Source organism: Ruegeria sp. CDSA077 (assembly GCF_059612265.1).
In genome coordinates this window covers 954879-980876 of sequence record NZ_JBXWQG010000001.1, presented here as the reverse complement: position 1 = coordinate 980876, position 25998 = coordinate 954879, and the positions used below count along the sequence as shown (strand labels likewise).

General features: G+C 56.5%; 22 protein-coding genes and 1 tRNA gene. 11 read left to right on the top strand and 12 right to left on the bottom strand.

Annotation, left to right across the window (positions count from 1 at the left end; translation table 11 throughout):
* Nucleotides 1-71: 71 nt before the first annotated feature.
* From AC2FLE_RS04940 to AC2FLE_RS04920, 5 genes are read right to left on the bottom strand one after another with little or no spacing between them, the layout of a single operon-like run.
* Nucleotides 72-1244: a molybdopterin molybdotransferase MoeA gene (locus tag AC2FLE_RS04940; protein WP_496695565.1), complete on the bottom strand. Its 1173-nt coding sequence runs from the start codon at nt 1242-1244 to the stop codon at nt 72-74.
* Complete coding sequence (moaC, locus tag AC2FLE_RS04935) at nt 1241-1714, bottom strand: cyclic pyranopterin monophosphate synthase MoaC (RefSeq protein WP_496695563.1); 474 nt, start codon at nt 1712-1714, stop codon at nt 1241-1243. The genes AC2FLE_RS04940 and moaC overlap by 4 nt, the downstream gene beginning before the upstream one ends.
* The gene (gene trpC, locus AC2FLE_RS04930) at nt 1714-2526 is read right to left on the bottom strand and encodes an indole-3-glycerol phosphate synthase TrpC (protein WP_496695562.1); all 813 of its coding nucleotides are present in this window, start codon (nt 2524-2526) and stop codon (nt 1714-1716) included. The genes moaC and trpC overlap by 1 nt, the downstream gene beginning before the upstream one ends.
* The gene (gene trpD, locus AC2FLE_RS04925; RefSeq protein ID WP_496695560.1) at nt 2523-3542 is read right to left on the bottom strand and encodes an anthranilate phosphoribosyltransferase; all 1020 of its coding nucleotides are present in this window, start codon (nt 3540-3542) and stop codon (nt 2523-2525) included. The genes trpC and trpD overlap by 4 nt, the downstream gene beginning before the upstream one ends.
* A complete protein-coding gene (locus tag AC2FLE_RS04920) occupies nt 3539-4120 on the bottom strand; it encodes an anthranilate synthase component II (protein ID WP_496696094.1) in 582 nt (193 codons plus the stop codon). The genes trpD and AC2FLE_RS04920 overlap by 4 nt, the downstream gene beginning before the upstream one ends.
* Nucleotides 4121-4313: 193 nt before the next feature.
* Here AC2FLE_RS04920 and AC2FLE_RS04915 point away from each other — a divergent pair, with 193 nt between their 5' ends.
* A complete protein-coding gene (locus AC2FLE_RS04915) occupies nt 4314-5705 on the top strand; it encodes a divergent polysaccharide deacetylase family protein (protein ID WP_496695559.1) in 1392 nt (463 codons plus the stop codon).
* 50 nt (nt 5706-5755) lie between these two features.
* On the opposite strand, the gene trpE is transcribed toward AC2FLE_RS04915, so the two are convergent.
* The 5 genes from trpE to fabI form a co-directional block, all read right to left on the bottom strand.
* Entirely contained in the window at nt 5756-7267 is a 1512-nt protein-coding gene (gene trpE / locus AC2FLE_RS04910; RefSeq protein ID WP_496695557.1) for an anthranilate synthase component I, read from the bottom strand.
* A 14-nt stretch (nt 7268-7281) separates the two neighbouring features.
* Entirely contained in the window at nt 7282-9123 is a 1842-nt protein-coding gene (locus AC2FLE_RS04905) for a peptidylprolyl isomerase (protein WP_496691191.1), read from the bottom strand.
* Nucleotides 9124-9204: 81 nt separating this feature from the next.
* Entirely contained in the window at nt 9205-10380 is a 1176-nt protein-coding gene (locus AC2FLE_RS04900) for an aminotransferase (RefSeq protein ID WP_496695556.1), read from the bottom strand.
* 36 nt (nt 10381-10416) lie between these two features.
* The gene (gene gpt, locus AC2FLE_RS04895; RefSeq protein WP_496688181.1) at nt 10417-10926 is read right to left on the bottom strand and encodes a xanthine phosphoribosyltransferase; all 510 of its coding nucleotides are present in this window, start codon (nt 10924-10926) and stop codon (nt 10417-10419) included.
* Between the two features lie 3 nt (nt 10927-10929).
* The gene (gene fabI, locus AC2FLE_RS04890) at nt 10930-11736 is read right to left on the bottom strand and encodes an enoyl-ACP reductase FabI (protein ID WP_142633624.1); all 807 of its coding nucleotides are present in this window, start codon (nt 11734-11736) and stop codon (nt 10930-10932) included.
* 135 nt (nt 11737-11871) lie between these two features.
* Between fabI and pdxH the strand changes: the two genes are divergently transcribed.
* The 4 genes from pdxH (at nt 11872) to AC2FLE_RS04870 (ending at nt 13720) form a co-directional block, all read left to right on the top strand.
* Nucleotides 11872-12477 (top strand): pyridoxamine 5'-phosphate oxidase, encoded by a 606-nt coding sequence (gene pdxH, locus AC2FLE_RS04885; protein ID WP_142633627.1) that lies wholly within the window; start codon nt 11872-11874, stop codon nt 12475-12477.
* A 142-nt stretch (nt 12478-12619) separates the two neighbouring features.
* The gene (locus AC2FLE_RS04880) at nt 12620-13126 is read left to right on the top strand and encodes a cold-shock protein (RefSeq protein WP_282021219.1); all 507 of its coding nucleotides are present in this window, start codon (nt 12620-12622) and stop codon (nt 13124-13126) included.
* Between the two features lie 6 nt (nt 13127-13132).
* Nucleotides 13133-13600 (top strand): DUF192 domain-containing protein, encoded by a 468-nt coding sequence (locus tag AC2FLE_RS04875; RefSeq protein WP_281972048.1) that lies wholly within the window; start codon nt 13133-13135, stop codon nt 13598-13600.
* Nucleotides 13601-13643: 43 nt separating this feature from the next.
* Nucleotides 13644-13720: transfer RNA gene (locus tag AC2FLE_RS04870), tRNA-Pro, on the top strand.
* 12 nt (nt 13721-13732) lie between these two features.
* On the opposite strand, the gene AC2FLE_RS04865 is transcribed toward AC2FLE_RS04870, so the two are convergent.
* Complete coding sequence (locus AC2FLE_RS04865; protein ID WP_496695554.1) at nt 13733-14167, bottom strand: hypothetical protein; 435 nt, start codon at nt 14165-14167, stop codon at nt 13733-13735.
* A 533-nt stretch (nt 14168-14700) separates the two neighbouring features.
* Between AC2FLE_RS04865 and AC2FLE_RS04860 the strand changes: the two genes are divergently transcribed.
* Both AC2FLE_RS04860 and AC2FLE_RS04855 read left to right on the top strand, forming a co-directional pair.
* Complete coding sequence (locus AC2FLE_RS04860) at nt 14701-18321, top strand: vitamin B12-dependent ribonucleotide reductase (RefSeq protein ID WP_496695552.1); 3621 nt, start codon at nt 14701-14703, stop codon at nt 18319-18321.
* A gap of 538 nt (nt 18322-18859) precedes the next feature.
* Entirely contained in the window at nt 18860-19105 is a 246-nt protein-coding gene (locus AC2FLE_RS04855) for an EF-hand domain-containing protein (RefSeq protein WP_496695550.1), read from the top strand.
* Between the two features lie 53 nt (nt 19106-19158).
* Here AC2FLE_RS04855 and AC2FLE_RS04850 read toward each other — a convergent pair whose 3' ends face one another.
* Nucleotides 19159-20703, bottom strand: a complete 1545-nt coding sequence (locus AC2FLE_RS04850; RefSeq protein WP_496695549.1) for a trimethylamine methyltransferase family protein — start codon at nt 20701-20703, stop codon at nt 19159-19161.
* A 394-nt stretch (nt 20704-21097) separates the two neighbouring features.
* Here AC2FLE_RS04850 and AC2FLE_RS04845 point away from each other — a divergent pair, with 394 nt between their 5' ends.
* The 4 genes from AC2FLE_RS04845 (at nt 21098) to AC2FLE_RS04830 (ending at nt 25998) form a co-directional block, all read left to right on the top strand.
* Nucleotides 21098-21625, top strand: coding sequence for an outer membrane protein (locus AC2FLE_RS04845; RefSeq protein WP_282021221.1), 528 nt, complete (start codon nt 21098-21100; stop codon nt 21623-21625).
* Nucleotides 21626-21943: 318 nt separating this feature from the next.
* The gene (cysS, locus tag AC2FLE_RS04840; protein WP_496695547.1) at nt 21944-23509 is read left to right on the top strand and encodes a cysteine--tRNA ligase; all 1566 of its coding nucleotides are present in this window, start codon (nt 21944-21946) and stop codon (nt 23507-23509) included.
* Nucleotides 23510-23587: 78 nt separating this feature from the next.
* Nucleotides 23588-25219 (top strand): citramalate synthase, encoded by a 1632-nt coding sequence (cimA, locus tag AC2FLE_RS04835; RefSeq protein ID WP_496695545.1) that lies wholly within the window; start codon nt 23588-23590, stop codon nt 25217-25219.
* A 2-nt stretch (nt 25220-25221) separates the two neighbouring features.
* Nucleotides 25222-25998: a squalene/phytoene synthase family protein gene (locus AC2FLE_RS04830; RefSeq protein ID WP_496696092.1), complete on the top strand. Its 777-nt coding sequence runs from the start codon at nt 25222-25224 to the stop codon at nt 25996-25998.

Below are 25998 nucleotides of genomic sequence, written 5' to 3'. Positions count from 1 at the left end.
CACCTCGTCGCTCATGCGTTTTCTTTTGTTCTACGCATGTTCACGTTTTGTGTCAATGATCTTGTAGGGACTCAGATCGGAAGGAACATCACTTCGTCTCCGGCCAGGCGTGCCGGGTCATTGGGTTGCCGAACCAAAAGCGCGTTTGCTTCGGCAAGCACGCTGAGCAGCGAACTGTCCTGGTTTTGGCAGGCTTTAATTCCATCACCAGTCACGATAGCGCGCATGTAATGCTCGCGCGGCCCATTCGCTGGGATAGCCTCAGTTAAATTGGCGCTTTGAAGCGGGGTCAGAACCTGTTCCAGGCCCAGCATCTTACGGATCATCGGGGCAAGAAACAGATAGCTGCAAACCATTGCGCTGACCGGATTACCCGGAAGTCCAACCATCACGCTATCGCCCAAGCGACCGGCCATCAGCGGTTTGCCGGGGCGCATGCGGATTTTGTAAAAACTCCGCTCCAACCCCAGTGCGGTGGTGACCTGAGAGACAAGATCATAATCCCCAACCGAGGCACCGCCGATCGTAACCACCAAATCAACGTCGGCTGCTAGGGCAAAGGCGGTCTCGAGGGACGAAACCGTGTCAGAGGCGATGGGCAGAACCCGCACATGCGCTCCAACATCCTCTAGCAAGGCTTTGATACTAAAGGTGTTTGAGGCGATTATCTGATCCGGTCCCGGTGTTTCGCCGGGCATGATCAATTCATCCCCGGTTGCGATCAGCGCGACCACGGGTTTACGTGCAACCGGCACCATGGGGATATTCATCGCCGCCAAAAGCGCCAGATCCTCGGGGCGCAAACGGCGTGGGGCCGACATCTTGGCGCCAATTTCGAAATCGACGCCTTTTGGACGAATGTTGGATTTAGGGCCCGGCAGATCAGAAATGGTGATTAGGTCACCTCGGCGATCAACATCCTCTTGAATGACAACAAAATCTGCACCTTCAGGAATAGGGGCGCCAGTGAAGATCCGAACCGCCTGTCCGGGTCCAACCTGACCGTCAAATCGCCGACCGGCCGCAGCCTCGCCAATGACTTTGAACATGGCGTGCAGCTCGACCTCGGTCGACTTTACCGCGTAGCCATCCATAGAAGACGAAGCGAATGGCGGCTGATCGCGTGTGGCTGCTACATTCTCGGCCAGTACTCTACCCGCCGCATCCATCAAGGGAGCCGTCTCCGAGGGGAGGGTGTTTACAAGATCGAATAGCTGCGCCCGGGCGCTTTCAACGGTTATCATTTCGCCTCGTAACGGCCTGACTTACCACCATCTTTTAGCAAGACGCGAATGCCGCCAATTTCCATTGCCTTATCGACGGCTTTGGCCATGTCGTATATGGTCAGTGCGGCAGTTGAGGCCGCTGTCAGCGCCTCCATTTCCACGCCGGTTTGACCAGATGTCTTGACGGTTGCTTGTACCTGTATGCCGGGTAATTCTGGGTCCAGTGTCAGGTCTACGGTAACTTTGGTCACTGGCAGTGGGTGACATAGCGGGATCAGATCGGGTGTCTTCTTTGCCCCCATGATACCGGCCAGACGTGCCACCCCCAAGACGTCACCTTTTTTGGCGCGACCTTCTGCGATCAAGTCGAACGTATCTTGTGCCATCGTGATATGAGCCGCTGCGACGGCGACACGATCCGTGATGGGCTTGTTCGACACATCGACCATATGAGCCTGACCCTGGGCATCAAAGTGAGACAGCGGCATCACATCACACCCGGGCTGAGCGGACGCGACAGCAGATCGTGTGTCGCTGCTGCGACGTCATCCTGACGCATCAGGCTTTCGCCAATTAGAAAACAACGCGCACCGTAACGGGCGATATCGGCCAAGTCTGCTGGAGTGCTCAACCCGCTTTCGCAAACGATGGTCCGGTCAGCGGGAACTAGTTTTGACAGGCGGCGTGTCGTATCAAGAGTGGTCTCGAAGGTCTTGAGATTACGGTTGTTTATCCCAATCAACGGGCTCTTGAGCTGCGTTGCACGTTCCAGCTCGGCTTCATCATGAACTTCTATCAGAACGTCCATGCCCCAGTCAAAGGCGGTCTGTTCCAATTCAGCCGCCTGGCTGTCATCAACCGATGCCATGATGATCAGAATACAATCCGCCCCAAGAGCGCGGGCTTCAGTCACCTGATAGGGATCGTACATGAAATCTTTGCGTAGAACCGGCAAAGAACAGGCTGCGCGTGCCTGAACCAGAAACTCTTTGGCACCCTGAAAGCTGGGCGTGTCGGTCAACACGGAAAGGCAGGCAGCGCCGCCTTCTTCGTAAGCCTGTGCAAGTGCTGGTGGATCAAAGTCAGCGCGGATCAGACCTTTGGAGGGGCTGGCTTTTTTGACTTCTGCAATCAGCCCGTACCCGCTACGTACAGCCATTTGCAACGCCGATGCGAATCCGCGCGGTTCAGAGGCTGATCTTGCTTCGTTTTCAACAGCTTCCATAGACTTATTGGCCTTGTCCGAAGCGACCTCTTCGAGCTTGTAAGCTTTGATTTTGTCCAGAACCGTTTCGGTCATGCGGCCTCCTGAGTAATGCGGGCCAGGGCCGCGATCTTGTCTTTGGCTTTTCCGCTGTCGATACTTTCAGCGGCTTTTGCGACACCTTCGCGCAGATCAGCAGTGGCCTCTGCGACGACCAGGGCTGCTGCGGCATTCAACAATACCGCATCGCGATAGGCGGAGGCCTCACCGTCTAGAAGAGCTCGGAAGGCTACTGCGTTTTCCTCGGGGGATCCGCCCAGAATGTCCTCGAAGGGATGTACCGGCAGCCCTGCATCTTCTGGGTGAAGCTCGACCTCTTTAATTGTGCCGTCTTCGAGGGCCGCAATCCAACTGATACCCGTGATGGTCAATTCGTCTGTGCCGTCCGATCCGTGCACCAGCCATGCGCGTTCGGACCCAAGCAGGCCCAACGTTTCGGCCATCGGGCGGATCAACTCTCGGCTAAAGGCTCCGGTCAACTGCCGCTTGACGCCTGCCGGATTGGTCAGCGGACCGAGAATGTTAAAGATCGTCCGTGTCCCAAGCTCTTGCCGGGTGGGCATGACATGCGCAATCGCCGGGTGATGCATGGGGGCCATCATGAATCCGATTCCGACATCTTGCAGTGCATTTTCAACGGTTTGCGGGCCGACCATAACGTTGATACCCAGCTGGCCTAGCGCATCTGCGGCTCCGGATTTAGAACTCAGGTTCCGGTTGCCGTGTTTGGCCACGGTGACACCGGCACCCGCAACCACAAAGGCGGTCGCGGTCGAGATATTCAGCGTTCCCTTGCCGTCACCGCCGGTGCCTACGATATCCATCGCGCCAGCTGGTGCCTGAACTGCATTGCATTTTGCACGCATCACGGCAGCGGCGGCGGCATATTCATCGACGGTCTCACCGCGTGTGCGCATAGCCATCAAAAGCCCGCCGATCTGGCTGGGTGTTGCGGCGCCGTCAAACAGGATCCCAAAGGCTTCTTCCGCTTCGGCGCGTGTCAGGGGGCGGTCGGCGGCAACTCCGATCAGCGGTTTCAGGGCGTCGCTCATGCGGGAACTTTCATCTCGGACAGGAAATTCTTGAGCAACGCGTGGCCGTGCTCGGAAGCGATGGATTCCGGGTGGAACTGTACGCCATGAATGGGCAGTTCGCGGTGCTGGAGGCCCATTATGGTGCCATCTTCCAATTCCGCCGTAATCTCCAGGCAATCGGGCAGAGTATCGCGATCCACAATCAGCGAATGATAGCGCGTCGCCTCAAACGGCGTGGGCAGGCCCGCGAACACACCTTTACCGGTGTGGTGCATTGTTCCCATTTTGCCATGCACAATCTCATGGCAACGCGTGACTCTTCCACCGAAAACCTGACCTATGGTCTGATGGCCAAGGCAGACACCCAACAAAGGCGTCCGTGTTTCGGCGGCTGCCTCGGTCAGGGCAAGGCAAATGCCTGCCCGGTCAGGGTCGCAAGGGCCAGGGCTGAGCAGGATGCCAGCGGGGTTCATGGCCATCGCTTCTTGCACGTCCAGCGCGTCATTCCTTCGAATGACCATTTCCGAGCCAAGTTCGCCTAAATAATGTACCAGGTTGTAGGTAAATGAGTCGTAGTTGTCGATCAGCAGCAGCATTTGGCTCTTGTCTCGTGTTGGGCATTTCGGGCTGGCGATGCAACCCAAGGCCACGGTATAGTGTTGGCACATACATGCTCAGGCTTGTGGGGCAGCGTCAAGGGTGCATCCCGAACTTGGCGGTCCAGCAGGCAGGTGCCACAACAGATGGTGCAAGGGCAAGGCAGCAGGACTAAGGCGAGAGGCAAATATTATGGGCGGATTTGTCGGCGGAATGATCGCAGGCGCAGTTGTCGTTGTGGTGCTGGGGGCAGTCTTATCGCTCAACGCGCCGCTGTCGAAAAAGCCGTCCATAGCGACAGTCGCACCAGAACCTGCACCGGTGCAGACGTCGGAGAGCTCCGAGGTTGTCGCTGAGGCGGGTGCAGATGCCGATCTGCTCAAACTCCCTGCGCAGACGCCCGAGAATGAAGTCGAAGAAGAGGATTCTCTGGCCGGTTTATCCGAAGCTGAGAACGCCCCGGACAGCCAGCCGGTAGTGAATGACGTAAGCGTTCCGGTCGAAGCGCCGACGCCGAGCGAGGCGGATTCCGTAAGCATCTCGAGTGAGGCCCCTGTCGTTCCGCGAATGCCTGTCCCCGTTCAGCCTGCGCCGCTTGCCGACCTCAGCCCAGATGCCGCAGAAGATGCCCCTGAGCCACCGGCTGATCAGGTTGCTCTTGCCGAGCCCTTGCCCGAAGTCTCGCCTTCGGAATCAATCGAGCTGGAGGTGAATCCGGAGGATAACCCAATCGCAGTGGAAGGGGACGAGGACACGCTGCCCAGTCAGCCGCTACCGCGTATCGCCTCGGTTCCGCAGATCGGCGCAGAGGACAACACGTCGGGAAATACCACTATCGGGCGTCGTGTAGTGCCTTTGACTGAACGAGATGATGAAGCAGCCCAAGATCCGCAGGAAGAGGTTCCTGTAGGTAAACCGATCGAGGCCTTCGCAGAGAAGTTTGACAATCCGGATTCCAAACCCCTCATGTCGATCATTCTGATTGACGATGAGGGTGCATATGGCGCCGAGGCGCTTCAGGATTTCCCATATCCGCTTACGTTTGCGGTGCGCCCATCAGACCCCGATGCAGCTGAGAAAATGGCTCGACATCGGGCGGCCGGGTTCGAAGTGATGGTCACTGCTGACCTGCCCAAGGCGGCCAGCGCACAGGATGCTGAGGTATCGCTTTCGGTGTGGCTTGAAGCGTTGCCCGAAACGGTAGGAATTCTTGAAGGTGATGGATCCGGCATCCAGGGTAACCGGAAACTGGCGGATCAGGTCGCCGCCATCGCCGGTGGAACGGGTCGAGGACTGATCACTCAGGATAACGGGCTCAACACGGTTCAGAAGTTGGCCTCCCGTAATGGAATTCCGTCTGCGGTAATTTTCAGAGATATCGACGGCGCGCGGCAGGATGCAAAAATCATGCGACGTTTTCTGGACCAGGCTGCGTTCCGGGCCGGGCAGGAGGGCACCGTTGTCATGTTGGGCCGGTTGCGCCCGGATACCATATCGGCCTTGCTGCTTTGGGGTCTGGAAGATCGCGGAGGCCGCGTAGCAATGGCGCCTATTTCGGCGGTGATGATGCAAGGGGCAAAATAGGCCCGGTCGCTTCCTTCCCCGAAACAGGCAGCCCAGACGGGCTGCCTTTATCAATTCTTGCCGGACAGCGTAAATCGGGCCGCGTCAGCCGCAGCGCGTCTGATGGCGTTGGACTTGTGGACGGTTTCCATGAATTCAGCCTCTGGATCGCTGTCATACACAACGCCACCACCGGCCTGAATATATAGCTTTTGATCCTGAACGATGGCTGTTCGCAGGGCGATACACATGTCCATGTCTCCGCCGGCGCTGAAATAGCCGACGCCGCCGCCGTAGACACCGCGTTTTTCCGGCTCAAGCTCATCAATGATTTCCATGGCTCGTACCTTGGGCGCGCCCGAGACCGTCCCCGCAGGCATTCCCGCAAAAAAGGCGTCCAGCGCATCTTTACCCTCGGCCAGCTCACCCACAACGTTTGAAACGATGTGCATAACATGGCTGTACCGTTCAATGATGAACTCTTCGGTCGGGCGCACCGTTCCGATCTTTGAAACCCGCCCGGTGTCATTGCGGCCTAGATCCAACAGCATCAGATGTTCGGCCAGTTCTTTCTTGTCGGCCAGCAATTCAATTTCGTAAGCTTTGTCCTCTTCCGGGGTCGCTCCACGTGGACGCGTCCCGGCGATGGGTCGTATGGTGACTTCATTGCCAAACACGCGCACCAGGATTTCCGGGCTGGCACCGATCACCTGAAACCCGCCAAAGTTAAAATAGAACATGAAGGGCGAAGGGTTTGTTCGCCGCAGCGACCGGTACAGCGCAAATGGAGGCAGCGGGAAATCCTGCGTCCAGCGCTGCGCTGGCACTACCTGAAAGATATCACCAGCGCGGATGTATTCCTTGGCTTTCTCGACCGCCTCCAAATAGCCGGATTTGGTAAAATTCGAGACGGGCGGGGCGACTTCGTACGCATCGCCAAGGTCACGTGTTTCAGCGGGCATCGCCCGCTCCAGATCGCGCACTGCGTCCATGACGCGCTCGGCGGCCTGGGCATATGCAGCCTTGGCCGACTGGCCATCGCTGACCCAGGCGGGGGAAACGACCGTGACTTCGCCCTTCACACCATCCAGAACCGCGACGACAGAAGGGCGCAGCATGACGGCATCCGGCAGGCCCAGAGGGTCGGGGTTGATGTTCGGCAGATGCTCGACCAAGCGCACCATGTCATAACCGAGATAGCCAAATAGTCCCGCCGCAGCTTGTGGAAGGTCGTCAGGCAGCTCGATCCGGCTTTCGGTCAGAAGCGTCCGAAGGTTGTCCATCGGATCGCCATCCTGCGCCGTGAAAGCGTCCGGGTCGAACCGGGCCGAGCGGTTCAGTTCCGAGGTCTCAGCGCGACAGCGCCAGATCAGGTCGGGTTTCATACCGATGATCGAATACCGTCCGCGGACCTCGCCGCCAGTTACCGACTCGAGCATAAAGGCGTCTTTTTGCGCGCCGGTCAGTTTCAGCATCAAGGAGACAGGCGTATCAAGATCGGCTGCCAGACGGGTGTAAACGACCTGGTTTTCGCCGGCCTCATAAGCACGGGCGAAGCTGTCAAACTCGGGGGTCAGGGCCATACTCGGTCTCTTATTTAATAGCTCGCCTGAACGGCGTTCAGTGCTTGCTGATCCACCACAGGACGGGCGCGGGCCTGGGCGTCGCGAACATAGGCATCGAAAATGTTCTGTGCCAGAGCCTGATTCAGCTGAGCGGCAAGCGCTTGTTGAACCTGACGGCGTTCATCGGTCTCGGCAGGGGGCAACAATTCGTCAAGTCGAACGATCAACGCGACCCCGGCACCGGGAACGACACGATAGCTTCCTAGTTCCATGTCGAACACTTCCGGCATGAAACCTGCGGGTACATCTTCTAGAAATGCAGTTCGTGTCAGAGCGTTTTCCACGCGGTGAGGTAGGCCGGTCGTGGTGAAATCCCCGTTCTCCTGCAACTGCTCCAACATGGCATTCGCGTGGTCTTCCAACGCTTTGTCAGTTTGAACCTGTGTCCAGGCCGCCGCAACGCGATCACGCGCTGATTCCAGCGGTTCAGGCCGACGAGGCAGCGTTTCGTTCAGGCGCAGCGCAAAGATCGAACCGTCCTCAAGGAATGCAATCTCGGGAAAATCCCCGTCTTGCACGGCTTCGGCTGCACTGCGGAAACCGTCATATGCGGCCACGCCATCCTGACTGGCGCGAGTCCAGTCGATCTGTCCCAGCTCCATCCCGGTCTCGGCTGCCAACTCCTCAAGTGTTGCCCCGCCTGCAAGCAGGTCATTGATGTCTTCGGACTGAGCCTCGATCTGGCGCCGCGCACGGTCTGCGGCCAACTCTTCGCGCAGAGCTGGGGCGGCGTCTTCGAAGGGAGTGTTGTTCTCAGCCAGCGAGCCGTTGATACGGAAAAGGGCAGGGCCGAATACCGAGGGCAGAGGTCCAACAACAGTGTCCAGTTCAGCCGCGAAAATGGCCTCGGCCGCATCGCCTAGGTCGTCGCGGGTAACGTCGCCCAGATCCACGTCGCTCAGCTCAAGCTCACGGTCACGGACAAGTTGTTCGAAGGTTGTCCCGCCAACTTCAATCTGTGCCATGGCATCTTGCGCAGCGGCGTCATCAGAAAAAGAAAGGCGTTCAACAAGGCGGCGTTCGGGTTGCTGAAACTCGTCTGCGCGCTGTTCGAAAAGCCGGAGAACTGAATCTTCGTCCACCTCGACACTATCCAGCAGCATATTGGGCGACAGAATCGTATAGGTCAGCTTTTTGGTGCGGGGCAGGGAAAACTGGTCCTGGTTCTCGTCGTAATAGGCCTGGATTTGTTCATCGGTTGGGGTTGCAACCGGCTCTGCCAAAGCTTCGGGCGAAACGGTTGCAACAGTAAAGCTGCGGCGCGCACCGACAAAGTCTGTCAGAACTTCAGTCAGGATCGAGGGCATTTCTACTCCGCTGACCACGGCATCCTGCACGATGGTCCGTGCGGATTCTTTCCTCAGATCGGTTTCAAACTCGGTGTCCGTCATGCCAACCTGTTCAAGCTGAAAGCGATATGCCTCACGGTCGAAAGAACCATCAGGCCCCTGAAACGCAGGGATCGAGACGATTTCTTCCTGCAAATTTTCATCGCCGATCGAAATACCTAGCAGACCAACTTCGTTATCCAGAGCCGCCAGCGCGGTGAGGCGCGACAGAGCTAGCTGGTCCAAGCCAAAATCGCGGGCCTGTGACATTTGCAGGGGCTGGCCGGTCTGGCTTTCGACCGCGCGGATTTCTCGCTGAAGTTCGCGGACGTAATCGTCAATCGAGATATCTTCGTTGCCCACCTGCGCCACGGTGTGCACAGTTCCAGTCAGGCTGGTCGCGCCAAATCCTGCAAGGCCCAGCATCAAAAGACCCATGAGGATCCAGACAAAGGTCTTTGATAGATTTTTCATGCCTGCGGCCATGGTGCCCTCTTGTTTTATTCGGCAAGTATTTGCCCTGTCGGTTGCGGCCCTGAATACGACGCGCACCGCCGGGGGGCAAGCTTAGAAGGAGAGAGCGTGCAGGCGGTCAAACAATTCCGTAATTCCGTTGCGATCAAGATTGGCAAATGCGATGCGGACTTGTCGTTTCCCGGCCGGGTCGTGATCGGGCATGAACATCGTGCCTGGCAGCAACAGAATGCTGGCATCCGTGACCAGCCGACGGGCTAAATCATCCGAAGAGATGTCAAACGGGTGTTCGAAATAGGCAAAATAGGCGCCCAACCCAAGCAACCGCCATCCTTTACTGGTCAGTTTGGGAAGTTGTCTTGTAATGACAGCGCGACGGTCGAGGATTTCCTTTCGTTCATCGGCCAGCCATTGCGACAGGTTTTGCATCCCCCAAAGCGCACCAAACTGACCGATTTGGTTTGGACAGATCGCGACGGTATCCAGAAATTTCTCAATCTCAGACAGCAGCGACGGACTGGTCGCAACAGCACCTACTCGGTGACCGGTCAGACGGTAGGCCTTTGAAAACGAATATAAATGAATCAGAGTGTCATCCCAGCCCGGCTGAGCGAACAGATCATGGGGCGGGCCGCTGCGGCTGTCGAAATCGCGGTAGGTCTCATCAACCAAAAGCTTAATTCCGGTTTCGCGTGCCAGGTCGAAGAATGCGCTTAGCAGTTCGGCGGGATATTCGACACCGCCGGGATTGTTCGGGGTGACCAGAGCAATGGCGCAGGTCTTATCCGTTATCAAATCCCGCGCCGCGTTCACCTCTGGCAACAGTCCATCATCAGTTCTCAGATCAATGGCGTTAACACCTGTCATATCCAGCCACATTTTATGGTTGAAATACCACGGCGTGGGCAGAATGACCTCATCCCCTTGGTCTGTGATGGAGGAAATCGCAGCGGCGAAGGCCTGATTGCAGCCAGAAGTAATGGCAACCTGTTCCTGTGCGACAGGTGCGCCATAATGAACCGTAATCTGGCTGGCAAGCTCAGACCTGAGGGCGCTGTTGCCCAGAACCGGGCCATAGAGATGAGCGGAATCCTCGGTCGACGCATAAGCCGCCATCGCCTGACGCATCTCAAGTGGAGGCGGATCGATGGGGGCCGCCTGACTTACGTTTATCAAGGGCCGCTCTTCAGGGAAGGTCACGCCTTCGATCCACCGGCGCGCCTCCATGACTGGGGGCGGAAAGGTGGCGGCGGTGCGTGTCCGGGTCATCTCAGCGCCCCAGTCAGTTGCTGCGCTTGGGCCGGATCAATCCGTGCCCCGATAGGGTTCGACATATTGCAAAGCCATATCCCACGGGAAGAAAATCCAGGTGTCCTGGCTGACTTCGGTGATGAAAGTGTCAACCATCGGGCGGCCTTTCGGCTTGGCATAAACAGTCGCGAAATGCGCCTTGGGATACATCGCCCGCACCAGTTCCAGAGTTTTGCCACTGTCGACCAGATCGTCGACGATCAGGATTCCGGTGCCGTCGCCCATAAGGTCAGCGTCGGGCGCTTTGAGCACTTCGGCTTCGCCTTGATCCTGATGATGGTAGGAGCGCACGCTGATCGTGTCGACTGTGCGAATGTCCAGCTCGCGGCTGACAATCATCGCCGGTGCCATGCCGCCACGGGTAATGGCAACGACGCCACGCCAGGCTCCATCATCCGGACCTTGCCCATCCAGCCGCCAAGCGAGCGCTCGGGAATCGCGGTGAATCTGATCCCAGCTGATGTGAAAGCCTTTTTCGTGGGGCAGGCGGTCCTTGGCACTCATGATTCAACCCTTCTCAACGTCTGGAGCATCAACGGCTTTCATACCGACGATGTGGTACCCCGAATCCACATGCAGGTTCTCACCAGTGACACCGCCGCTTAGATCGGAAAGCAGATACAGCGCCGAGTTGCCCACATCGTCGATGGTCACATTGCGGCGCAGGGGTGAGTTATATTCGTTCCACTTCATGATATAGCGGAAGTCCCCGATACCGCTGGCGGCCAGCGTCTTGATCGGCCCGGCCGAGATCGCATTCACACGAATGCCGTCCTTGCCTAAATCCTCGGCCAGATATTTGACCGATGCTTCCAGCGCGGCTTTGGCAACGCCCATGACATTATAATGCGGCATCACCTGTTCGGCACCGTAATAGGTCAGGGTGATGGCGCTGCCGCCTTCGGTCATCATCTTTTCGGCACGCTGCATTACGGCGGTAAAGGAATAAACCGACACGTCCATCGTGAGGTTGAAATTCGCCCGCGATGTATCAACGTAGCGCCCGCGTAGCTCATTCTTGTCTGAAAAACCGATTGCGTGCACAACAAAGTCCAGCTTTCCCCATTTCTCGGACAGCGCATCGAACAATCCGTCGATCGAGGCTTCATCGCTGACATCGCAGGGCAGGACGATTTCACTGCCCAGCTGTGCCGCCAGAGGGTCAACGCGCTTTTTCAAGGCATCCCCTTGATATGAGAATGCTAACTCGGCCCCGGCCTCGGACAAGGCGCGGGCGATTCCCCATGCGATTGATTTGTCATTGGCCAGTCCCATGATGAGGCCGCGCTTTCCGGCCATCAACTGATTTGACATGTTCGGTTCTCCGCCTGTCTTCGCGTTATGTTGCGTTGGTTTATGCCATTGGCTGGTCTGCTTCAAGGCCGTGCACTCTTGCCCGTGGCGGGAACTCGCCCTAGGGTATCCCTCAATAGTTTCCAGGGGATGGAAATGAGCGAACGTGATGGCATCTTCGCAGGAACCGACCCATTTGCAATAGCAGGGCGGTGGCTGGGCGAAGCTGTGAAGAGTGAACCCAACGATCCTAACGCGATTGCACTGGCAACCGTGGGCGAAGATGGTATGCCCAATGTACGAATGGTGCTGTTGAAAGAGATTGAAGCCGACGCCTTCGTTTTCTACACAAATTACGAAAGTGCCAAGGCAGGCGAGTTGGACAATGCTGGCAAGGCGGCCTTCGTGATGCATTGGAAATCTTTGCGGCGTCAAATCCGCGTTCGTGGTACAATCACGCGCGAGGATGGACCAAAGGCTGATGAGTATTATGCCTCCAGGTCATTGAAAAGTCGGCTTGGTGCATGGGCGTCCAAGCAATCTCAGCCGCTTAGCAGCCGTTCCGCGCTAATGGCGGATGTGGCGAAAGTGACCGCAAGGCTTGGCCCTAACCCTCCGCGCCCTAAATTTTGGGGTGGTTACCGGCTTGTGCCGACGGAAATCGAATTCTGGGCAGACGGCGCATTTCGTCTGCATGACAGGTTCAGGTGGTGCCGGGATGACGCTGCTTCCGAATGGCAGATTCAGAGGTTGAATCCATGACGTTCACGTGTCGCGAATTGCAATGCGCAGATAACAAAGGGATTTTTCACCTTGAATTTGCGCGTCAATCCCATACACATCGGACCCTTAATAAAGTGAAAAAAAACGCAGTGGGACCACAGTGCCAGAAGATCTGAACAACATGTACCGCGTCCGAGGACACGTTAAATGGTTCGACCCTGCCAAAGGATACGGCTTTGTCGTATCGGATGAAGGTGGGCCGGATATTCTGCTGCACGTAAACGTTTTGCGTAATTTCGGTCAAAGCTCGGTTGCAGACGGGGCGGGCATCGAAATTATGACGCATCGCACTGATCGCGGTGTGCAGGCTGTCGAAGTCATCAGCGTCGATCCGCCAGCGCGCGCCGATACGATGATGCTCGCGGATTTTGCTGAACTTGATCCAGTTGAGATTGCAGCGGCCCCTTTGGTGGCTGCGCGGGTTAAGTGGTTCGACAAGGGCAAAGGGTTTGGCTTCGCTAATGTATTCGGGCGTGGCGAGGATGTGTTCCTGCATATTGAGGTTCTACGCCGTTCGGGGCTTGCGGATCTGCAACCCGGTGAAGCATTGGCCATGCGGGTCATAGACGGACAGCGTGGTCGGATGGCGGCCCAGGTTATGGCCTGGGAAGCAGCTATGGATGACTGATCTGTCATGGCAGGGCTTTTCAAGGTTCTGACTGTTGTCTTGTTACTTTGGGCCGGTGGCGCAGACGCCGCCTGTCGTACAGATCGTGTTAGCCTGAAAAATGATAAGTCCCAAATCGGCTTTGATATTGAACTCGCCGTGTCGCCACAGGAGCGATCGCGCGGACTCATGTTTCGAGAATCGCTTCCGGTACGTTCAGGAATGCTGTTTGTATTCGACCCGCCGCAACCTGTTGCGTTCTGGATGAAGAACACGCTGATTCCTCTGGACCTGATCTTCATAGATAAGACGGGTATGGTAACGAAAGTTCATCACAACGCGATTCCCGGTGATTTGACCCCCATCGGAGGGGGCGATTCGGTATTCGCGGTGTTGGAAATCAACGCTGGTCTCGCAGATCGTTATCTGATCACGCCCGGAACACAGATCCAGCACAAAGTTTTTTCACATGGTCCGGCAATTTGGCCCTGTTAGGGCTTTTCAAATCAGAACGGCACGGTTAGGAAGGCGCACGGTTCGGGGCGTGGCGCAGTCTGGTAGCGCACCTGTTTTGGGTACAGGGGGTCGTAGGTTCGAATCCTGCCGCCCCGACCACTTCTTCAAAAATTAAAATGGCGACCCACCCATCGTTCGATAGATGGCGCTAAGGGTTTTATCCAATTCTTTGCTTTCTACAGGGACTTTTGCAGCAGGCCCTGTTTCGCGCGGCACATTAAAAAACAGATCCGCTTCAACCAGATAGCCACCTGTATTTTTTTCGGCGGTCAGCCGAGTCACACTTTTGGGTAGGTTCTGTGGATAGCCGTCATAGTTGAGAATCAGGTAGGCTGTGGTCTTCGGAGGCAGGAGTTCCTGACACTCGAACTGACGATTTCCGATTTTCCTAAATTCCTCACCCGGGCCGTTGCAAGATGTCTCGAACGTAGCAAACAACTTGTCGGGAAAGGTCGAGAACTGCGCGCTGCGCGATGTGGCGGGCGTTTCTTGTGGTGTGCAGGCCACGATCAGGGCAAACAGGGAAATTATTCGAAACGCGGTCATTGATCGGTCTGCCCTTTGTTGGATGTGCTTTTACGCGCACCTCTGAGTAATGTCGAAATCGGCCGGATGCTGATTCTATTTCAACCTAGACATCTTAAGGCTGGTTTATCAAATCGCGATAAGTAAGCCGGAAAGAACGGTTAATCGTATTACGGACTTGGCTAGGTGATGGCGAACCATGGCGGATAACTCTGTGGAGGAATCGGAAACTGTCCTTCACCAGTTTGTCTGTGCGGATCGGTCAACATAAAAGATTCCAAAAATGGCGGAAAAAGGCCGTTGACGATCTATGTGTGAATACGCCAGATTGTATAGGCCGAAAGTGCTGCCACTAAATCTGGTAGAAAATCCAGAACGTGGCACAGGGCGAGGGCTGGAGAGCACATCATACTTACGTGCGTCCGTCGGAACGGGGTCACGTTGCTTCGGGCAGCGGCCGGTTTCCTGCGCCCAAGATTTTCGGTTAGGGCAGATGGTCCGTTTATTGGGATCAAAAGCCAAGGGACAAGTTGATTGAATCTAGGGCGGCGGACATGAAGATTGACAGAAAATTTACCAAATCGGGACAGGATGCTTATGCAGAGCTTAAGTTCGCTTCTGCGACGTCAGAAATCCGAAACCCGGATGGGACCATCGTTTTCCGCCTGGACGATATCGAGGTTCCTACCAGCTGGAGCCAGGTCGCAAGCGACGTCATCGCGCAGAAGTATTTCCGCAAGGCAGGCGTTCCGACCAAGCTGAAGAAGGTCAAGGAAAAGGATGTCCCTGAATTCCTGTGGCGTTCTGTTCCGGCTGAGGACGCTGAATTTGGGGGCGAAATCTCGTCCAAGCAGGTGTTTGACCGTCTTGCCGGCGCCTGGGCCTATTGGGGCTGGAAAGGTGGCTATTTCTCGACCGAGGATGACGCGAGCGCCTATTTCGACGAGATGCGTTATATGCTGGCGACTCAGCGTGCTGCGCCGAACAGCCCGCAATGGTTCAATACCGGCCTTCACTGGGCTTACGGAATCGATGGCCCGGCACAGGGGCACCACTATGTCGATTATAAGACAGGCAAGCTGACCAAATCGAAATCCGCCTATGAGCATCCGCAGCCGCATGCGTGTTTCATCCAGTCCGTAGATGATGATCTGGTGAACGAGGGTGGCATTATGGACCTGTGGGTCCGCGAGGCGCGCCTGTTCAAATACGGAAGCGGAACCGGGACCAACTTTAGCCACCTGCGTGGCGAGGGCGAGGCACTGTCGGGTGGCGGTAAATCCTCGGGTTTGATGGGCTTTCTCAAGATCGGCGACCGCGCCGCTGGCGCGATCAAATCAGGCGGCACGACCCGTCGAGCAGCAAAGATGGTCATCGTCGATGCAGATCACCCAGACATCGAGAAATTCATCGAATGGAAGGTGATCGAAGAGCAGAAGGTGGCCTCGATCGTTGCCGGGTCGAAGATGCACGAGAAGATGCTGAACGGCATTTTCGAGGCCATCCGCAGCTGGGACGGCGCGCAGGAAGACGCGTATGATCCCAAGATAAATGACAGCCTGAAAAAGGCGGTTCGCGAGGCGAAAAATGTTGCGATCCCTGAGACTTACATCAAACGCGTTCTGGATTACGCCAAGCAGGGTCACGATAGCATCGAATTCCCGACCTACGATACGGATTGGGATTCGGAAGCCTACAGCTCGGTTTCGGGCCAGAACTCGAACAACTCGATTCGCGTAACCAACGCCTTCCTGACCGCTGTCGAGAAGGACGCGGACTGGGAGCTGGTCAACCGCACAAACGGGAAAGTCGCCAAGACTGTCAAGGCGCGCGACCTGTGGGAAAAGGTTGGCCACGCGGCCTGGGCCTGCGCCGATCCCGGCATCCAGTTTCACGACACAGTCAACGAGTGGCATACATGCCCCAAAGATGGGGAGATTCGCGGATCGAACCCGTGTTCGGAATATATGTTCCTTGACGACACGGCCTGTAACCTGGCGTCGATGAACTTGCTGACTTTCCTCAAGGATGATGAGTTCCAGGCAGTGGACTATATGCATGCCTCGCGCTTGTGGACCCTTACGCTGGAGATCTCGGTGACCATGGCGCAGTTCCCCTCCAAGGAAATTGCGCAGCTTTCCTATGACTTCCGCACTTTGGGTTTGGGCTATGCCAATATCGGCGGTCTGCTGATGAACATGGGCTATAGCTATGACTCGGATGAAGGCCGCGCGATCTGTGGCGCGCTGACCGCGATCATGACCGGTGTAGCCTATGCAACCTCGGCCGAGATCGCCGGCGAATTGGGTCCGTTCAATGGCTATGAGCGCAACGCCGATAACATGCTTCGGGTCATCCGCAACCACCGACGCGCATCTCAGGGTGTGACTGAAGGGTATGAGAAACTGGCAGTGAAGCCTGTACCTCTGGACCATGGCAACTGCCCGGATAAACGTTTGGTTGATCTGGCGATGTCAGCTTGGGATGAAGCGCTGAGCCTGGGTGAGCAGAACGGTTATCGCAATGCGCAGGCCACTGTGATTGCGCCAACCGGAACCATCGGTCTGGTGATGGATTGCGACACCACTGGGATCGAGCCGGACTTTGCTTTGGTGAAGTTCAAGAAACTGGCCGGTGGCGGGTATTTCAAAATCATCAACCGCTCGGTGCCTGCAGCGCTGGAAAAGCAGGGGTATTCCTCGGCTCAGATTGAAGAGATCGTCAGCTACGCGGTTGGTCATGGCACCATCGGCAACGCTCCGGGGATCAACCACACCTCGCTGACGGGTCACGGCTTTGGCCCCAATGAACTGGCCAAAGTGGATGCCGCGCTGGAAAGCGCCTTCGACATCCGGTTCGTGTTCAACCAGTGGACTCTGGGCGAGGATTTCTGCACCGGGGTTCTAGGCATCCCTGCGACCAAGCTGAATGACCCGACCTTCGATCTGCTGCGCCATCTGGGCTTTACCAAAGCGGATATCGACGCGGCCAACGACCACGTTTGCGGAACCATGACGCTGGAAGGCGCGCCGCATCTGAAGGAAGAGCATTATTCGATCTTCGACTGCGCCAATCCGTGCGGCAAGAAAGGTAAGCGTTTCCTGGGTGTTGATAGCCACATCACGATGATGGCTGCCGCTCAGAGCTTTATTTCAGGCGCGATCAGCAAGACGATCAACATGCCGAATGACGCCACCATCGAGGATTGCCAGAAAGCTTATGAGCTGTCCTGGTCGCTGGGTGTGAAGGCCAACGCGCTGTATCGCGACGGCTCGAAACTGTCTCAGCCGCTGGCCGCCGCGCTGGTCGAGGACGACGAAGAGGCAGCCGAGGTGCTGGAAACCGGAACGCCGCAGGAAAAAGCCGTCGTTCTGGCCGAGAAGGTGATCGAGAAGGTTGTGGTCAAGGAAATGATCCGCAGCCATCGCGAAAAACTGCCCCATCGCCGCAAGGGCTATACCCAAAAGGCGATTGTCGGCGGCCACAAGGTCTATCTGCGCACCGGTGAGTTCGAAGACGGACAGCTGGGCGAGATCTTCATCGATATGCACAAGGAAGGCGCTGGCTTCCGCGCGATGATGAACAACTTTGCCATCGCGGTGTCGGTTGGCCTGCAATATGGCGTACCACTGGAAGAGTTTGTGGATGCCTTTACCTTTACCAAGTTCGAACCCGCTGGGATGGTGCAGGGCAACGACTCGATCAAGAACGCGACGTCGATCCTGGACTACATCTTCCGCGAATTGGCCGTGTCCTATCTGGATCGTACTGATCTGGCTCATGTGAAACCAGAAGGCGCAAGCTTTGACGATCTGGGTCGGGGTGAGGAAGAGGGTGTCTCGAATGTGTCCGAGATCAGCGAAAGCGCTGCATCCAAGTCTTTGGAAGTTCTGAAACAAATCAGCTCGACCGGGTATCTGCGCAAACGGATGCCGCAGGAACTGATGGTTCTCAATGGCGGACAAACCGTGGTTAACGGCATGGCCGAAACCGCAGCCACTTTCGAAGCTCCGGTGGTTGAATCCGCCGCCGCAACCGGAATGGATGCCCGCACCAAAGCCAAGATGCAGGGCTATGAGGGCGATCCTTGCGGTGAATGCGGAAACTACACGTTGGTGCGCAACGGCACTTGCATGAAATGCAACACCTGCGGCTCAACAAGCGGGTGTAGCTAGTAAAGCGCCCCGGCATTCCGGGGTGCAGGGGTCGGAAGCTGCCACAGTTACCGGCCCCGACGAATACGGAGCAAGGCGCAGAGACTTACCTTCGATGCCTTGGTCCACTCGGCCGACATGCCCGTGTTGGCCGGGAACAGGGTGGGGCGGAATATTTGCTCTTTCCCACTCTTTCACGGAACGGGTGCGCTCGTTCCATGCGACGTCCAGGCCGCAGGCAAACAAAACACCGGGCGGTCAACGAATGGAGCCTGGATGGCGAAACTGACAGGGGGCTTCGGCCCCCTTTCTTTTTGTTCTAAAGCCGTTAACTCGGCAGAGCCTCGCCATATTGCCTGTTTCCCATCGGGCAAGAACCGCCGACTGTGTTTGGGGGAGTTTTACCCAGCGACAGATCGCGGATGCGACTCTGGCAAACACGCGGAGTTTGGCGCGAAATCAAAGCGATGGTACTCAGTGGCTGACAACTGGTGGTGATTGCGTGTTCTTGATGCTTGTCCGGACACAAAACACACAAACTCTATCAGGAGGCATCACAATGAAACTGAATACTTTGGTCACATTTTCCGCACTTGCTCTTGCTCTGCCGACTTTGGCTGTCGCGCAGTCTGCGGCGGATACCAATGGGGACGGCGTTCTGACAATTGAAGAAGTTCAGGCCGTCGTGCCAGACGTTGACGCAAACGGATTTGCAGCAATGGATGCAAATGGCGACGGCGCGCTGGATCAGGATGAAATTGCAATCGCGCAGGAAGCCGGGTTGCTGCCATCTACAAACGGCTGATTAACAAATTTTCAAGGCGGCCAGACGAAAATTCTGGCCGCCTTTCTAAGTGTTTATCGGGGTAGGTGAATGTTGAATTTACTGCGAATCTGCGCATCCAATGCCGGATCGAACTGTGCTGGCGAAGAGGTCGACAGGATTTCCAGTTTTCGCGCGGTCGCTTTTTCGATCAAGTCAGGTTTGCCAAGCTCGACCCATTCTTTCGGAGACGTTCGATCTCCATGTGCGGGGTAAACATAATCGGCCTGCATGCGCCCAAGTGTGGCATCGGTACCCAGATAGTGACCGGGACCACCCAGGCAAACCTCGGCCATCTGATCCAATGCCAATGTCTCGTCTGTTACTTCGATCCCGCGGACGCAGCGCAGTGCCTGTCCGATAAGATCGTCTCCTAAGATCAAGCTTTCAAAGCAAAAACCCAAGAGCGAAGAATGCATTCCAGCGGCTTCATAGACCATGTTCAGACCGGACAAGCCGACCATGACATTGGAACACATCTGTTCCCAACCGGCCTGCATATCCGGAAGCTTCGAATCCGAGGCACCCGCTGCAGCTCCGCCCGGGAGGTCGTAGAATTTGTGCATCTGGGCGCAGCCCGCGCTGAGCAGGGCCTGTTCACCAGAGCCGACCGACATCGCGCCTGTCCGAAGGTCTAGCCCAAAGGGCCAGGTTCCAAAAATCGCCGGAGCACCGGGCTTTACCGCATTTACATAAACCAAACCGGCAAGGCATTCTGCAGTGGCCTGTGCAATGGCGCCCGCGATCGTGGACGGAGCAGTTGCACCTGCCATTCCGGCCGAAAGAAGAAGAACAGGCATTCCTGCCTTGATGCATTCCTCCATCACCTGACAGCTTTCAGTGGCAAACTTCATGGGCGGTACGACAAAGCAGTTCGAGTTCGAGATGAATGGCCGCTCGCGCCACTTGTCTTCACCGCCTGCGATCATGTGGATTAATTCCATCGCTGGCGCGACATAACTAGGATCGGTGAACGATGTGCCGATATGCTTGTAAGTACCAGAACTACAAGCGTAAATCGTGTTCAGGTCCATCTCGAGATTGTCGGAAATATCGCGACAAACCATCGGGCGTTGGACAAAATGGATGTTGTCCAGCTGTTGGCAAATCCGCGCGGCATCGTGCAGATCCTGCACAGTCGAATCGCGGTATTCGCGGCCGTTGACTTCAACCATACTGACAGCGGCACCGGCGGTCCCATAGTGAACCTTTGCCCCCGACAATTCCAGGTCAGTTTGACCATCCCGGCTGAACAATGTGACCGAGCGGTTGGCTTTGGCAATGGTGTCTTCAACCAGCGCGCGCGGAAACCGGATGCGCCCGTCGTCGCCAAGTGTGCAGCCTGCGCCAACCAGATAGTCGATCCCGCTTTGCGGAGCATCCGCCAGACCTATGGTATCAAGCGCCTGCAGCGCGGCCTCGTGAATGCGTTCGACTTGTGGCTGAGTCAGTGGCTTGTAGCGTCCGCCCTCCATTCCCGGGCGGATAGGGCGCAGATGATCAGGCAGAGCAGATGCGCGGGCAGCACGACGCGCAGCACGTCCGCCACTGCGGGAAGAGTTACGGGGTTGGTCGTTCATGTTTAGGATCCAATAGTGAGAAACGTATTTTGAGAGGCCTTACAAAAAGCCTGACGGCCGCCCCCTGGCAGCACGTCCCCGATCCGCGCCGATTGTGCGGCTGATCAGGTGGATTTTCCAAAATTCGTTCTGCATTTGGTTCCTCATCCAGTGGCCGCAGTGTTCCAATTCAGAACGGCATTATCTGTTCTATTTGCGACCTTGATGCCGAAAAGCGAAGCAAATTCTCAAGTGATTGTTGCCTAAAGATATTTTTCCCCGAGGCGGTCGAAGTCTGCTATAATTCCTGTGCTTACTTGAATTGGGCCTCTAGGCTAAACACTTTTTTAACGAATGCGGCCCAGTTTGTAGCAAATTGATCTGAATACTCGAAAGCATTGCTGAAAGGTTTTTGGTGAATCGTAGGAAGGTGCATATCGCATTAATTGTTGCTCTGGCGACATCCGGCTTCTCACCGGCTTTGGCCGAGGATTGGAGCGGTGCCTATGCGGGATTCAGCTTTGGCTATGCTGATGCAGACGGGCCGAATGGTTCAAGCGGCAGCGACACCACCTTTGGTCCTCATCTCGGGTATGACTTTGATTTCGGCAAGTTCGTGTTGGGTGGTGAGCTTGAGTATAACCGGCTGTCGCTGAATCTTGGTCAGGGCGAAGGCAGTCTGGATAGCATGACCCGGCTGAAACTGCGCGGCGGATACGATTTCGGTAATGCGTTGGGATATGTAGTTATCGGTGCGGCGCGCGTGGATTCCACGGTCGAAAACGATACCGCAGCGGTTTATGGCATTGGTGTCGCTTATCCGATTGGCAATAATTTCGTCATCAGCGGTGAGGCGCTGCGCCAGAATTTCAATGACGTTACCCGATCGAATGGGGGGCTGGATTCGAATGTGTTCAACCTGCGTACGACATTCCGGTTTTAGCAAGATTTCCAGATTGAATATGATCTGAGCTGCCGAATTCACGACCAAGAAGGTCAGGTGTTTGCGGAACATGGCGTCAATTTCCTGTTCCAATTCAAGGCGTTCGCCAATCACTCCCTGGTCATGATAGAACGTAAGGCTTGGCGCGGCGGGATAGCCGTGCTAGAGGATGATCCATGAACCGGATGACCTGCATCATTATCTGCTGCATTACCTGCTGATTTATCAAGCGGGCCGGTTTCTTTCGTTTTCTTCCCTGAGACAAGTTGCTAAGCCCGCGCCAACGCGAGACGCTATGCCGTTCTTAGGAGCCGACAGATGAAGACGATCAAACTGCACAACACACGGACACGGACAAAAGAGGATTTCGTTCCGATCAGCGCCGACAATGTGCGGATGTATGTCTGTGGACCTACCGTCTATGACCGTGCCCATCTGGGTAACGCGCGGCCCGTGGTCGTGTTTGATGTGCTCTATCGTTTGCTGCGGTATGTTTATGGCGCAGATCATGTGACCTATGTGCGCAATTTCACCGATGTGGATGACAAGATCAACGCGACCGCCCTGGAACGCCAAAAGGCGGGGGCCGCGGGGACGTTGGAAGAGTTGGTGAAAGAACGGTCGGACGAGACCATCGGCTGGTATCTGCGCGACATGGGTGAGCTTGGTGCGCTCAAACCCGACCATATGCCGCGCGCCACTGAATTCATCGCGCAGATGGTCGCGATGATCGAGGATCTGATTGCCAAGGGTCACGCCTATGCGGCCGAAGGGCATGTTCTGTTCGCGGTGGACAGTTGGAAAGAGAAATACGGTGCCCTGTCGGGCCGGTCCGTCGACGACATGATCGCCGGAGCGCGGGTCGAGGTTGCGCCGTATAAGAAGAACCCGATGGATTTTGTGTTGTGGAAGCCTTCGACCGATGAGCTGCCAGGTTGGGACAGCCCATGGGGCCGGGGGCGTCCGGGCTGGCACATCGAATGCTCGGCCATGAGCTATGAGCTGTTGGGTGAGAGCTTTGACATTCACGGTGGTGGCAACGATTTGATGTTCCCGCACCATGAAAACGAGATCGCCCAGAGCAAATGCGCCCACCCGCATGGCGAGTTTGCACGGGTTTGGCTGCACAATGAGATGTTGCAGGTCGAGGGTAAGAAAATGTCCAAATCGCTGGGCAATTTCTTCACCGTGCGCGACCTTTTGGAAAAGAAAGTGCCAGGTGAGATAATTCGCTTTGTGTTCCTACAGACCCATTATCGCAAGCCGATGGACTGGACCGAGAAAAAGGCACGCGAAGCCAAAGCGACCTTGCGGAAGTGGCGGACGCTTACAAAGCACACCGAGCCCACAGCCAGCGCGGCACCCGCAGTCATCGCTGCGTTGAGCGATGATTTAAACACGGCGGGCGCCTTGGCCGAAATGCACCGTTTGGCTGCGAATGGAGAGGTTGGTGCGTTGTTGGCAAGTGGACATTTACTTGGCTTGTTGACCGAGGAGATGGGAGCTTGGGCAGAAGTTGAGGATAGTTTTGATGCAGCCGACTATGAGTGGGAAATCGAGCAATGGCAGACGTTGCTAACGAACATCAAAACGGAAGCGATGAGTTTGATGAAGGCGGGCAACAAAGAGGCCGGTAACCGACTTTTTGAGTTGCGATCTGATCTAAGAGACCGTGTTCTAAAGGGGCTAGGTTTTGAAGTGAAAGACACAAAAGTTGGATATGTTTGGACGCCGGTACTTGTCATTAGGACCCCGGACGGAAAAATAAATGATGAAAGTATCGAGCAAAGCCAGAGCAATATTGTACCGCAAACCCGCCTCCAATTAGAGCTTGCTCATGTTGAGGGCGAAAACAAGTTCAAAGAACTGCTCGCGACACTCTAACAAACAACAATGGTTTGCCTTCGACCCAAGGATGGGGGCGAACCTAGATGCAAGTGCGGCCTAAGAAGGAGCCATGCTGTGACCGAACGCCTCTACCTCTACGACACCACCTTGCGCGATGGGCAGCAGACGCAGGGCGTGCAGTTCTCGACCGCTGAGAAGGTGCAGATCGCGCAGGCTCTGGACCAGTTGGGTGTGGATTACATCGAAGGTGGTTGGCCCGGTGCGAACCCGACTGACAATGCGTTTTTTGATGCCGCGCCGAAAACTGCGGCGCGGTTGACCGCTTTTGGGATGACCAAACGCGCGGGCCGGTCAGCTGAGAATGACGATGTTCTTGCGGCGGTGATGAACGCAGGCACGAAGGCAGTGTGTCTTGTGGGCAAGTCGCATGATTACCACGTGACCCAGGCGCTGGGGATCACTCTGGAGGAGAATGTCGAGAACGTACGCGCCTCGGTTGCGCATATCGTGGCGCAGGGGCGTGAGGCGCTTTTTGACGCCGAGCATTTCTTTGATGGCTACAGGGACAATCCCGGATATGCGGTTGAGGTCTGCAAGGCCGCTTTAGAGGCCGGAGCTCGCTGGGTTGTTCTGTGTGACACCAATGGGGGCGCATTGCCCGGTGAAGTGTCGCGGGTTGTATCCGAGGTGATTGCCGCAGGCTTGCCAGGTGATCGTTTGGGCATTCATACCCATAATGACACGGAAAACGCAGTTGCGTGCTCGCTCGCTGCTGTGGATGCGGGCGTGCGTCAGGTTCAGGGAACCCTGAACGGGTTGGGCGAACGCTGCGGGAATGCAAACCTGACTGCTTTGATCCCCACTTTGCTGCTGAAAGAACCTTATGTGTCGCAGTTTGATATTGGGGTCAGCGTCGAGGCCTTGGCGGGTCTGACACGGGTCAGCCGTATGTTGGACGAAATCCTGAACCGGGTTCCCAGCAAGCAGGCGGCCTATGTGGGGGCGTCTGCTTTTGCGCATAAGGCGGGGCTGCATGCCAGCGCGATCCTGAAGGATCCGTCGACGTACGAACATGTCGATCCGGCGACTGTCGGCAATGCACGGATCATCCCGATGTCGAACCAGGCGGGGCAGTCGAATCTGCGTAAACGCCTGACTGAGGCCGGCCTGAGCGTGGAAAGTGGTGATCCGGCGCTGGGGCGCATTCTTGACCGGATCAAGCAGCGCGAGGCCGAAGGCTATTCTTATGACACCGCCCAGGCCAGTTTTGAGCTGTTGGCGCGCGATGAGCTGGGTCAGTTGCCCGCTTTTTTCGAGGTCAAACGCTATAAGGTCACGGTTGAGCGGCGGAAGAATAAATACGACAAGATGGTCAGCCTGTCCGAGGCGGTTGTCGTGGTGAAGGTCGACGGGGAAAAGAAGCTGTCGGTCAGTGAGTCTCTGGACGAAGATGGCAGCGACCGAGGACCAGTGAACGCTTTGGCCAAGGCTCTGGCCAAGGATCTGGGGCAGTATTCGCGGATATTGGACGACATGCATCTGGTCGATTTCAAGGTGCGGATCACCCAAGGCGGAACCGAGGCCGTGACGCGGGTCATCATCGACAGCGAAGACGGGCAGGGGCGGCGCTGGTCAACTGTCGGGGTCAGCGCGAACATAGTGGATGCGTCGTTTGAGGCCCTATTGGATGCGATCCAGTGGAAGCTTGTACGGGATTGCCGTCCTCGGGCGGTGGTGGCCGAGTGACGGTGCAGTTCAATGACGATCTGAAGGCTTGTGCTGCATTGGTGCATCGCGCCGATCCGGACCGGTTCATGGCGGCGATGGCCGCGCCGGTTGCCGCACGTTCGGTTCTGTTTCCGATCTATGCGCTGAATGTCGAGGTCGCCCGAGCGCCCTGGGTCACGCAAGAGGTGATGATCGCCGAAATGCGCCTGCAATGGTGGCGCGATGCATTGCAGGAAATTGCTGAAGGTCCGGCTGTGCGTCGACATGAGGTCGTGACGCCGTTATCGCAGGTTCTTTCCCCACATCTGGCGGCGATGCTGGACGAATACGTGGCCGTAAGGCGCTGGGATATCTATCGCGATCCTTTTGAGGACGAGGCCCATTTCGAGGCCTACCTAAATCACAGCTCGGCCAGTTTGATGGTGGCGTCGGCGCAATCTTTGGGTGAGGCCGACGAGCCTGTGTTGCGGGATTTTGGCTATGCCGTTGGTGTGGCGAACTGGTTGCGCGCAATCCCGGATCTTGAGGCGCGCGGGCGTATTCCTTTGTTGGATGGAACACCCGATGCAGTGCGCGATCTGGCGCAAAAGGCTCTGGACCGGTTACGGCGCGCACAGGGACAGCGTCTGGCGATTTCACCAGAGGCGCGCCCGGCGCTTTTGGCGGGTTGGCAATCTGAATGGGTGTTGCGCAAGGCGATTGCTCAGCCAGATCGCGTGGCCGCAGGGAATTTGATGCAGGGTGAGGTTCGGCGCCGGGTTTCACTGATGTGGAAGGTGGTCCGGGGTCGCTGGTAG